General features: G+C 45.8%; 13 protein-coding genes. 7 read left to right on the forward strand and 6 right to left on the reverse strand.

Annotated features, from left to right (window positions below; translation table 11 throughout):
• Positions 1 to 103 precede the first annotated feature (103 nt).
• From ACTIE0_RS19425 to ACTIE0_RS19450, 6 genes are all read left to right on the forward strand, one after another.
• Positions 104 to 3,220: a tetratricopeptide repeat protein gene (locus ACTIE0_RS19425; protein WP_006670249.1), complete on the forward strand. Its 3,117-nt coding sequence runs from the start codon at positions 104 to 106 to the stop codon at positions 3,218 to 3,220.
• Between the two features lie 51 nt (positions 3,221 to 3,271).
• Complete coding sequence (locus ACTIE0_RS19430) at positions 3,272 to 4,900, forward strand: aldolase catalytic domain-containing protein (protein ID WP_039933608.1); 1,629 nt, start codon at positions 3,272 to 3,274, stop codon at positions 4,898 to 4,900.
• Positions 4,901 to 4,911: 11 nt separating this feature from the next.
• Entirely contained in the window at positions 4,912 to 5,658 is a 747-nt protein-coding gene (locus tag ACTIE0_RS19435) for an HpcH/HpaI aldolase family protein (RefSeq protein WP_006670247.1), read from the forward strand.
• Positions 5,658 to 6,356: an acylneuraminate cytidylyltransferase family protein gene (locus ACTIE0_RS19440; protein ID WP_006670246.1), complete on the forward strand. Its 699-nt coding sequence runs from the start codon at positions 5,658 to 5,660 to the stop codon at positions 6,354 to 6,356. The genes ACTIE0_RS19435 and ACTIE0_RS19440 overlap by 1 nt, the downstream gene beginning before the upstream one ends.
• The gene (locus tag ACTIE0_RS19445; RefSeq protein ID WP_006670245.1) at positions 6,353 to 7,006 is read left to right on the forward strand and encodes an HAD family hydrolase; all 654 of its coding nucleotides are present in this window, start codon (positions 6,353 to 6,355) and stop codon (positions 7,004 to 7,006) included. The genes ACTIE0_RS19440 and ACTIE0_RS19445 overlap by 4 nt, the downstream gene beginning before the upstream one ends.
• A gap of 157 nt (positions 7,007 to 7,163) precedes the next feature.
• Positions 7,164 to 7,319 carry a tetratricopeptide repeat protein gene (locus ACTIE0_RS19450; RefSeq protein ID WP_150105361.1) on the forward strand — a complete coding sequence of 52 codons (156 nt, stop codon included), beginning with the start codon at positions 7,164 to 7,166 and terminating at the stop codon, positions 7,317 to 7,319.
• Positions 7,320 to 7,397: 78 nt separating this feature from the next.
• Here the strand turns inward: ACTIE0_RS19450 and ACTIE0_RS19455 are convergent, their stop codons facing one another.
• Both ACTIE0_RS19455 and ACTIE0_RS19460 read right to left on the reverse strand, forming a co-directional pair.
• Positions 7,398 to 7,541, reverse strand: coding sequence for a hypothetical protein (locus ACTIE0_RS19455; RefSeq protein ID WP_439516957.1), 144 nt, complete (start codon positions 7,539 to 7,541; stop codon positions 7,398 to 7,400).
• 59 nt (positions 7,542 to 7,600) lie between these two features.
• Complete coding sequence (locus tag ACTIE0_RS19460) at positions 7,601 to 7,855, reverse strand: hypothetical protein (RefSeq protein ID WP_192808276.1); 255 nt, start codon at positions 7,853 to 7,855, stop codon at positions 7,601 to 7,603.
• Positions 7,856 to 8,145: 290 nt separating this feature from the next.
• Between ACTIE0_RS19460 and ACTIE0_RS19465 the strand changes: the two genes are divergently transcribed.
• Positions 8,146 to 8,274, forward strand: coding sequence for a hypothetical protein (locus ACTIE0_RS19465; protein WP_348620781.1), 129 nt, complete (start codon positions 8,146 to 8,148; stop codon positions 8,272 to 8,274).
• On the opposite strand, the gene ACTIE0_RS19470 is transcribed toward ACTIE0_RS19465, so the two are convergent.
• The 4 genes from ACTIE0_RS19470 to ACTIE0_RS19485 all read right to left on the reverse strand — a co-directional run bounded on the left by ACTIE0_RS19470 (position 8,249) and on the right by ACTIE0_RS19485 (position 9,568).
• Complete coding sequence (locus ACTIE0_RS19470) at positions 8,249 to 8,389, reverse strand: hypothetical protein (protein WP_157234402.1); 141 nt, start codon at positions 8,387 to 8,389, stop codon at positions 8,249 to 8,251. The two genes, ACTIE0_RS19465 and ACTIE0_RS19470, sit on opposite strands and share 26 nt — an antisense overlap.
• Positions 8,390 to 8,419: 30 nt before the next feature.
• Complete coding sequence (locus tag ACTIE0_RS19475) at positions 8,420 to 8,668, reverse strand: hypothetical protein (protein ID WP_439516956.1); 249 nt, start codon at positions 8,666 to 8,668, stop codon at positions 8,420 to 8,422.
• 115 nt (positions 8,669 to 8,783) lie between these two features.
• Entirely contained in the window at positions 8,784 to 9,428 is a 645-nt protein-coding gene (locus ACTIE0_RS19480; RefSeq protein WP_228116436.1) for a hypothetical protein, read from the reverse strand.
• Entirely contained in the window at positions 9,425 to 9,568 is a 144-nt protein-coding gene (locus ACTIE0_RS19485; protein WP_155839097.1) for a hypothetical protein, read from the reverse strand. Before ACTIE0_RS19485 ends, ACTIE0_RS19480 begins: the two co-directional genes overlap by 4 nt.
• Positions 9,569 to 9,774 lie beyond the last annotated feature (206 nt).

Raw genomic sequence — 9,774 nt, forward strand, 5'->3', positions numbered from 1 at the left:
TTGTGGGTTGATTAAAATCCTTCGCCAGAATATCCTGATGATGGTATAATCCCTGGGTGAATCCAACCCGTCTATATGGACTTTATTCTGGGGGGTCAGCGAATTGGTCAGCGATTTAGTTAGGGGTAATCAACTGCTGCGGAGCGGTAAGCCAGAAGAAGCCGTGGATGCTTTCCGGAAAGCGATCGCACATCATCCCCATTTCCATTGGTCTCACTACAAGCTAGGAGAGGCTTTAGAACACTCAGAGGATTGGCTCAATGCTGTAGCTGCTTATCAGAAAGCGGTCGAACTCAAATCCAACTCTATCAGATATCACTACCAATTAGCCGTCGCCTTAGTTGAAACTGAACAAATTGATGCAGCCCTAGATGTCTTAAAGGCAGGATTAGACCTAGAGCCATCAGGTTCTGACTATTATCATTTGTTAGGTAAGTGTTTAGCCGAAAAAGAGCAGTGGCAAGAGGCGATCGCTCATTATCAGAAAGCCCTTGAAATTAACCCGAGTCTACCTCAAAAAGTCACAAAAGATTGGCAAGCCATTATTGAAGAGCTAGAAACCATCAGGCAGACAGAAAATCCCAAATTTTCCCAGAATAACTATGTCTCCCTGGCGGAAGCATACCGAAATAACCAACAGCTTGCTCAAGCCGAATTCGTCGCGATTGAAGGGCTAAAAAAATATCCCAAAAATGCCAAAATACAAAACCAATACGCGCTCATCGCTTTAGCCCAAGAAAACTGGATAGTGGCTAGTGAAAGGTTAGAAAAACTCTTAGAAATGGAGGCTCAAAAAAACTGGCGAACTTACTATCGTTTAATTCAAGCTTACCGTAATAGTGAACAATTAGAGAAAGCTGAATTAATCGCTGTTAAAGGTATTCAAAAATACACCAATTACCCAATGTTTAGCACAATCCAAAAGGAATATTGCCTGATACCTTTGGGTCAAAAAGATTGGGGAGAAGAGATTGAGAAACTACAAGGACTCTTGGAAATGCAGGGTCAAAAGGCTCATGAAGAAGTGTATGCCGATTTAGTGGCAGCCTACTCAGCCAGCCAGCAGTTTCAGAAGGCGGAACGTCTGGCGACTGAAGGACTCCACAAATACCCCAATAGTTCTATCATCAAATCCCCCCCATATTACGGGATGTCCGTAGGCGACAAGGACTGGGAATCAGCCACTCAAGCCCTAGAAGAACTGTTCCAAATCCAGGGTGAAAAAGCTTCTGAGAAAATCTATGCCGATTTAATTAAAGCTTACCGAAACAGCCAGCAGTTTGAGAAAGCCGAATTGATGGCAACCGAAGGACTTCAGAAATATCCAGATTCGGCGAGGATTCAGATGCAATCTGAACTGACATCTTTACGTGAGAAAGATTGGGGAGTGGTGATTGAAGCCCTAGAAGAAAACTTGCAGATAGCGGGGGACAATGCTTCCGAGGAACTTTATGCGGATTTAGCGAGAGCTTATCGAAGTAGTCAGCAGTTTGGGAAAGCTAAGTTAATAGCCATCGAGGGACTCCAGAAATACCCCAACAGCATTAGCCTAGAAGCTGAATATTCACGGCTCCGTCGTTTGAGTCAAAGCGATGGAGAGGTGTTGAGCCAAAGACTGGAGGAACTCTGGCACCTCGAAGGTGAAAAGGCTTCGGCTTGGACCTACTCTAATTTAGTCAAAGCCTATGGGAGTAGTCAGCAGTTTGAGAAAGCCGAGTTGATAGCCAGCGCAGGCTTACAAAAATATCCTGATAATTCTGGAATCAAGAAAGAATACTCACTGATGTTCTTGAGTCAAAAGGGTTGGGGTGCCGCCCTGGAAAAGCTGGGACAAGCGTGGCAAATGTCAGTCTCACAGGCGGCTAGGGAAAATCAGCATCCGTTAGAGTCAGCGTCAACTCTTGATATCGGTGAGACGCTTGCCAAGTTCAATATAAATTTATATATTGGACAATATGCCCGAAAAATCAGTCTAAAACTACAAGACATTTCAATAAATAGGATATTCCAAGCAGAATTAAAGTCCCAGATTTCCTTAGCCTCATCCCCCACAGAGAAGCTGAAGCTAATTTTTGCAGCCCTGGCTGCTCTGGGTGACTATATGACAGGTAGGAATGACGATGAAGCCTTATCATTAGGGTTTACCATTAGTAGCCTGCTTTCGGAAGTGATTGCAGATAACCTTGAGCAGATTCCCTTCGGTTTCATGGATAGGGCTTCTTGGATTAGATTAAAAGATTTCTTGATAGGCAATTATTTTATAGCGTCTGGCTATCTAGTTAGACGGAAAATGGCCGAATTTGATAGCCAAAGTTTTCGGTCTGGTTCAATTCAAGAAGAAGCTGATTTATCGAGATGTTTGAAATTATTCATCGAACAACGAGATGAATTGAAAAGTAAGGCAGCTCTCAAAAAGTTACTGGCAAACTGTAAAAAGCCGAATCAATTGAAATCTTATCTACAGCTCTATTTGGTGAATTATGAGCGGGACAAAGTATCATATTTGGAGGGCAGGGTTGACTATATCAAGGCTGAAGAAAGCTATGGACAACTCATTAACGGCAAAACGGTGGCGATTGTAGGTCCCGCCCCGACATCTGAGCCTCACGGGGAAGAAATTGATTCCTTTGATATCGTGATTCGTATGACTTACTTGGATAACTTAGATGAGTCACTCTACCCTTATACTGGTCAAAAAACAAGTGTTTCTTATTATAATTCACGTCGTGGATTTTCATTTAAATCATATATCAGTTTAATTATGCCAAAGTTAAAATTTGTATGCCTAAAAAATGCTAGAGCAATTTCATACTTGAGGCAATATAGTGTAAACGTCCGTGTCGGTTACCGGTTTAATCCCTGCTACGTGGGAAAAAACATCAATATGCTACCAATTATTCTCTCAGACTTAGTTCAATTTAAGCCTCAAAAAATAAAAGTTTTTTGCAGCAATTTTTTTATCAGTAAAAATAATTTGTATTTTGACAAATATCCAACTTTTCAAAAAACGCACAAACGTCATCGATCACTTTCTGGTCATCATCTATCTTTACATGATATAGCCAGTCAATTTAGCCTAGTCAAGAATTTTTGGCTATCTGGGCTGTTTGAAGCTGATCCCGATCTGACCGAAGTCTTAAAATTAGAGGTGAATGAGTACATTGACGAAATGGAAAAACTCTATGGTAATCATGACTTATTAGTGGAGGATTTAGGATAGCTAGTGATAGATGAAAGGTTAAACCACAGACCAATGGTAATAAGTTTAGAGATGAACCAACCCACTTTAGATTTCTGCTTCCTAGACTGCACCCTCCGTGATGGTGGCTACTACAACGCCTGGGACTTCCCCCGCCATATCGTCATAGACTATCTGAACGCCATGGAAGCCGCTGGGGTGGATATCGTAGAACTCGGCTTTCGTTCCCTGAAAAACCAAGGGTTTAAAGGAGCCTGCGCCTATACCACCGACGACTTTCTCCGCAGCCTACCCCTTCCTGAACGCCTCACCATTGGAGTCATGGTCAACGGCGCGGAATTACTGGGGGATATGCCCTTAGAACAAACCCTAGAGCATCTCTTCCCCGAAACCGCCGCCACCTCCCCCGTCCGTCTGGTGCGGTTCGCCTGTCATATTCACGAATTTCAGCAAGTCCTACCCGCCAGCACCTGGTTAAAAGAACGAGGTTTCCAGGTGGGCTTTAACCTCATGCAAGTAGCAGACCGCCTCCCCCAAGAAATCGAAACCCTTTCCCAACAAGCCTGTAACTATCCCCTAGACGTGCTGTATTTCGCGGATAGTATGGGTAGCATGAACCCCCAGCACACCCTAGAAATCATTAACAGATTGCGAACCCATTGGCAAGGAGCCTTGGGAATCCATACCCATGATAATATGGGCATGGCACTACAAAACACCCTGCAAGCCTTAGAAGCGGGAGTCACCTGGTTAGATGCCACCGTCACGGGAATGGGGCGCGGACCCGGTAACGCCAAAACCGAATACCTGGCCCTAGAACTGGGTCAACGTCGGCAGAAACCCTGTAGCCTAGTGCGTTTAATGAGCCTAATTGAGGGCTTCTTCCGACCCCTGCAAAATACCCACGGTTGGGGAACCAACACCTACTATTACCTAGCGGGAAAACACGGCATCCACCCCAGCTACATTCAGTCCATGCTAGGAGACAGTCGCTACAGCCCAGAAGACATCCTAGCGGTAATTGAACACCTACGAGTCGAGGGAGGCAAGAAATTCAGTCTCAACACCCTAGACGCGGCGCGTAAATTCTATGAGGGGGAACCCCAAGGAACCTGGGAACCCGCCAGTTTAATCCAAGGTCGTGAGGTGTTGCTACTGGGTACGGGTCCCGGTGTGGCGGCTCACCGCCAAGCCTTAGAAGAGTATATCCGCAAAGCCCAGCCTGTGGTCATGGCGCTCAACACCCAGTCCCAAATTAATCCAGACTTGATAGAGGTTCGCCTGGCTTGTCACCCGGTGCGTCTCTTAGCCGACTGCGAAACCCACACCCGTTTACCCCAACCGTTAATTACTCCCGCCAGTATGCTACCAGAAGACGTGCAGCAGTCCCTGGCTGAAAAAGAGTTACTGGACTTTGGCTTAGTGGTAAAAACAAACACCTTTGAGTTTGCCCGCACCCATTGTGTGTTACCCTCTTCTATGGTGATTGCTTATGCGTTGGCGGTGGCGACCAGTGGCAAGGCGAGTCGTATCTTGTTAGCTGGGTTTGACGGTTATCCCGGTGATGACCCTCGTAATGAGGAAATGGATAACTTGTTATCTACTTATTCAGTAAGTCAAAAGCCTTTGCCATTGATAGCGGTTACACCCACACGCTATAGAGTACCCAGCCAGTCAATTTATGCCCTCCCTAGTCTGTGATTGTGGTCGAGATGAATCACCTAAAACACAAACTCACTCAAAAAACCTGCTTTGGTATATTTAGCAAGACAACAGATAGCGCTTTTGTTGAAGCTGCTGGTATTGCTGGCTTAGACTTTATCATCTTAGATACTGAACACGGCCCCGTCAATTTGGAGACTCTACATCATCACGTCAGAGCAGCTAAATTAACGCGGATGGCCTCAATTATTCGGGTTAACAGCGTTGATTCCCATGCTATTAGCAGCGCTCTTGATACCGGAGCGGATGGGGTTCAAGTTCCCAATATTAGCACAGCACAGCAAGCCCAAGACGCTGTGAAAGCTGCTCGTTTTCATCCTCACGGTAGTCGTGGTGTCTGTCGTTTTGTTCGTGCTGCTAATTTTGGAGATCAACACAAAGACGATTATTTGGCAACTGCTAATGACAAATTACTAATTTTGCAAGTCGAAGGATTAGAAGGAATTAACAACCTTGATGAAATTCTTGAAGTCCCAGGTTTTGATGTCTTATTTATTGGTCCCTATGACCTGTCCCAGTCCGTAGGTAAGCCGGGTCAGGTTAATGACCCTGAAGTTTTAAGATTAATGCAGACAATTGCTGACAAAACCAAAACTAAAGGGATTATACTTGGTGCTTTTTCTGATACATTGGAGAGAAACGCATCTCTGAAAAGTGAAGGCTTTAATTACATCGCCTATTCCGTTGATGTTAATATTTATCTTCGTGCTTGTCAAAATATTTTTGGTAAAAGATAATGCAAAATTTTTCAGATATTTCAGTAATTATCCCTGTTAGAGAGGGAAGTAGTCGCATCAAAGAAAAAATTTTTTTGCCCTTTCATCAAAATATATCTCTTCTTGAATGGAAAATCGCTCAATTAAAAAAAGTACAAAGCGATAATCTGATTTTTTTAAGCTCTAATTCCCAACGAGTTAAAGAAATAGCTCATCTTATGGGAGTTGAGTTTCTACCAAGAAGCGATTATTTAAGTGACGGACATCAAGCCTCATTTAGTGAAGTAATTACAGGTATTATCAAAGACATACCAACTAATCATTTTGCATGGGTAACCGTAGTGGTTCCTTTGATGAGTCCTCAAGAGTATTCTGAAGGTTTTAACCTTTACATCGATCAAGTTGTTAATCAAAAGAACAATGATAGTCTGGTGTCAGTGAATTTACTCAAAGAATACCTTTGGAATGATAAAAAACCTATAAACTATAAAGCAACTAAGGAACATACAATTAGTCAAGACTTACCCAATATTTATAAAGTTACAAATGGTCTTTATATGAGAAACAAAAAAGATACTTTATCTGAAGGATATTTTTTAGGTGCTAATCCCTACAAGCACATAGTTAGTAAAATATCAGGTGTTGACATTGATGAATATGATGATTACCAAATAGCTATGGCTCTTAAACAATTGTACTTCTATGATTCAATTAAATGATTCAATTCAACCACTATAAAACCCTAATATTTGACTGTGATGGTGTCATCCTCAACTCCAACCAAGTCAAAACCCAAGCCTTCTACAAAGCCGCCCTCTCCTACGGTCAAGCTGCCGCCGAGTCCTTAGTTAATTATCATATCCAACATGGGGGAATTTCCCGCTATCGTAAATTTGAGGTTTTCTTAAATCAACTCATCCCCCCAGAAACCACCGGACCCAATTTAGATGAACTCTTAGCCCTTTACGCGGAAGAAGTCCGCCGAGGTTTACTCACCTGTGAAGTCGCCGAGGGTTTGGCACAACTACGCCAACAAACCGCCTCTAGTCGGTGGCTCATTGTCTCCGGTGGCGACCAAAATGAACTGCGAGACATCTTTAGACAAAGGGGTTTAGACTCCCTGTTTAATGGGGGAATTTTTGGCAGTCCTGACACCAAAGACCACATTCTCCAGCGAGAGTTAGCCGAGGGTAACATTCAACCCCCCGCCCTATTTTTAGGAGATAGTCAATATGACAGTCAGGCGGCTATGGCTACGGGGTTGGATTTTGTCTTTATCAGTGGGTGGACAGAGTTTAAAGGTTGGCAAAAATACTGTCGTGAACACAACTTACCCCATATCAAAACCCTAGCCCATCTTCTGTATTGATTCGGTTTCCGGGAATAAAGCGTTCGGTTATCCGTACTTGACAAGTGTAGTTGATTGTGGATTGATTAAAATCGTTGGCGAGAATATCCTCATTATGGTATAGTACCTGGGTTAAGAAAACCGGTCTATATAGACTTTATTCTGGGGGGTCAGCGAATTGGTCAGCGATTTAGTTAGGGGTAATCAACTGCTGCGGAGCGGTAAGCTAGAGGAGGCTGTGGATGCTTTTCAAAAAGCGATCGCACTTCAGCACTTCATCCCCATTTCCCAGGATTTCAGTAATCCTGCTACCGTAGTCGTAGGCGGGCTGTGATGTAATACGATCGCACCTTGCCACCTCCCCCTGCGGTGAAAGAATTTATGGAGGCATCAACCCGAATTATATCACCCCTCAAAGCGATCGCCAACCGCCGACTCCCAGCCCACATCCCCCCTTACTCCCCCCATAACCCCCTATATTAGCAGAAGTGGCGATCGCCCCAGTCCTCAATCCGTATAACTCCCCTTCCGCCAAGGATGGGTGCGACCCTGCCAATTATACAGGCAAGATGCCCGGAAAACGAGCCATAATTGGTGAGCAAATCAAAGCCTCAATCACCCATCAAATGGCGATCGCCCACCATGCCAAACATTCCTTTGACCACGGTGAAATTTGAGTGATTTTATGGGGCGAAGCGAGAGTGAAAATCCGCCGCCAAACTTGGCAATGCCACCAGAATTTTGAGATTTTTTGGTCTCCTTACCTGGGGATGATAGAGCCGCCAAAAATGCCGGAGAAATCCCAAACAACTTGGCGAGTTGCCGAACCCCAATCGACCCTGATGATTTGCTGATGGCCGCGCGAGCCATGGTCAATAATTTAATATTGGTCACTCACAATACCAGAGAATTTGAGCCGGTATCGGAGTTGAGAAGAGAAGATGGGGAAGTGTAGCTCCCATACCGAGGGCCGCGATCGCATTACCTAGAGCGAGCGGCATTCGGTTTGCCGGAATAAAGCATTCGGTTATCCGTACTTGACAAGTGTAGTTGATTGTGGGTTGATTAAAATCCTTCGCCAGAATATCCTGATGATGGTATAATCCCTGGGTGAATCCAACCCGTCTATATAGACTTGATTCTGGGGAGTCAGGGATTTAGTGAGGGGTAATCAACTGCTGCGGAGCCGTCAGCTAGAAGAGGCGGTGGATGGTTTTCAAAAAGCGATCGCCATCCCCATTTCCCAGGATTTCAGTAATCCTGCTAGGGTAGTGGTAGGCCGGCTGTGATGTAATGCGATCGCACCTTGCCACCTCCCCCTGCGGTGAAAGAATTTATTGAGGCATCAACCCGAATTATATCACCCCTCAAAGCGATCGCCAACCGCCGACTCCCAGCCGACATCCCCCCTTACTCCCCCCATAAGCGGGTATATTAGCAGAAGTGGCGATCGCCCCAGTCCTCAATCCGTATAACTCCGGTTCCGCCCAGGATTGCGACCCTGCCAATTATACAGGCAAGATGCCGGGAAAACGAGCGATCGCCTAGTCTGTGGGTAGAGCGATCGCGCTTCTGTGGGGACCGCTGCACCCGCCACATCACATCAAACACCTTCCGCGTCGTGTCCGGGTACGGGAATGCGATCGCGACAACGGCTGTGGTCAGCAATTCCGATGGGGTCATGAGCGCTGGGGGTTGACGGGATGGGTGCGACGCTCCCGATTATACAGGCAAGATGCCCGGAAAAGGAGCGATCGGAAGGCGTGTGTGCACATACTGCATTTCCGAAGCATTGGATTCAATTCCCCATCTCCAATTGACCCAGGGCGATCAAACTTTCCAGATCCTCTAAAGCATCCGAAAGATAAATCCCGATAACTGATCGCACCGAATTTAACATCTCTTCATCCGCCCCCCCCAACATCCGGCTAATATCCGCCAGATCTTGAGAACGGCTGGCTTGCAACTTCATCAATACTAAATAGGGCAATGCAATGACCGGCAACCCATCCGGGGAAAAGTTGGGATAAGCGATCGCATCGGCAATCCATGCTTGCTCGAATTCCAGCACGTCTAGAATCGTTCCATCCGATAACTGCCAGGTACTCCCGCCAATATTTAACGCTCCCACCCTTTGACTTCCCGCCTGTTCTAATTCTCCATAAATGCGGTCAGAATTTTCTGCCCAAATTAAAATATCTAAATCATCGGTCATGCGTTCGGGCATATAAAGCCGAGTGGCAATTCCTCCCACGATAACAAAAGGCGTTTGAATAATTGTTCTGAGATCAGTCACGGGATGATTCCAAGTTCGCGATTGGAGAAATGCTAGACTACTACCCCGACCCGGACGGCATCGACGCAAAGCCATTTCGAGATAAACTTTTCTTCGATTTGCCGGTACTGCCAAATTGGACATGAGCGATCGCTTTTCCCACTTCAACTGCTCTCCAGCTTAACGCGATCGCGCTTCTGTGGGGACGGCTGCACCCGGCGCATCACATCAAACACCTTCCGCGTCGTGTCCGGGTGCGGGAATGCGATCGCCACAACGGCTGTCGTCAGCAATTCCGATGGAGCCATGAGGGCTGGGGGTTGACACGATGGGAGCGACGCTCCCGATTATACTGAACCGACACACCTTAAACGGTGGGTTACGGCGGATTGATATATGGCTTTCACAGCATGGGTTTGAGCCGCCTAACCCACCCTACTGAACCGACACACCTTAAACGGTGGGTTACGGCGGATTGATATATGGCTTTCACAGCATGGGTTTGAGCCGCCTA

Origin of the sequence: Limnospira sp. (genome assembly GCF_051859755.1) — a bacterium.
In the GTDB taxonomy this organism is placed as follows: domain Bacteria; phylum Cyanobacteriota; class Cyanobacteriia; order Cyanobacteriales; family Microcoleaceae; genus Limnospira; species Limnospira fusiformis.

What these genes read in the sequence shown, in the direction of transcription:
- ACTIE0_RS19470 (WP_157234402.1), bottom strand. Translation starts at nt 8,389, where the DNA reads ATGTCGGCTGGGAGTCGGCGGTTGGCGATCGCTTTGAGGGGTGATATA.
- ACTIE0_RS19435 (WP_006670247.1), top strand. Translation starts at nt 4,912, where the DNA reads ATGAATCACCTAAAACACAAACTCACTCAAAAAACCTGCTTTGGTATA.
- ACTIE0_RS19445 (WP_006670245.1), top strand. Translation starts at nt 6,353, where the DNA reads ATGATTCAATTCAACCACTATAAAACCCTAATATTTGACTGTGATGGT.
- ACTIE0_RS19485 (WP_155839097.1), bottom strand. Translation starts at nt 9,568, where the DNA reads ATGGCTCCATCGGAATTGCTGACGACAGCCGTTGTGGCGATCGCATTC.
- ACTIE0_RS19475 (WP_439516956.1), bottom strand. Translation starts at nt 8,668, where the DNA reads ATGACCCCATCGGAATTGCTGACCACAGCCGTTGTCGCGATCGCATTC.
- ACTIE0_RS19460 (WP_192808276.1), bottom strand. Translation starts at nt 7,855, where the DNA reads ATGGCTCGCGCGGCCATCAGCAAATCATCAGGGTCGATTGGGGTTCGG.
- ACTIE0_RS19430 (WP_039933608.1), top strand. Translation starts at nt 3,272, where the DNA reads ATGAACCAACCCACTTTAGATTTCTGCTTCCTAGACTGCACCCTCCGT.
- ACTIE0_RS19440 (WP_006670246.1), top strand. Translation starts at nt 5,658, where the DNA reads ATGCAAAATTTTTCAGATATTTCAGTAATTATCCCTGTTAGAGAGGGA.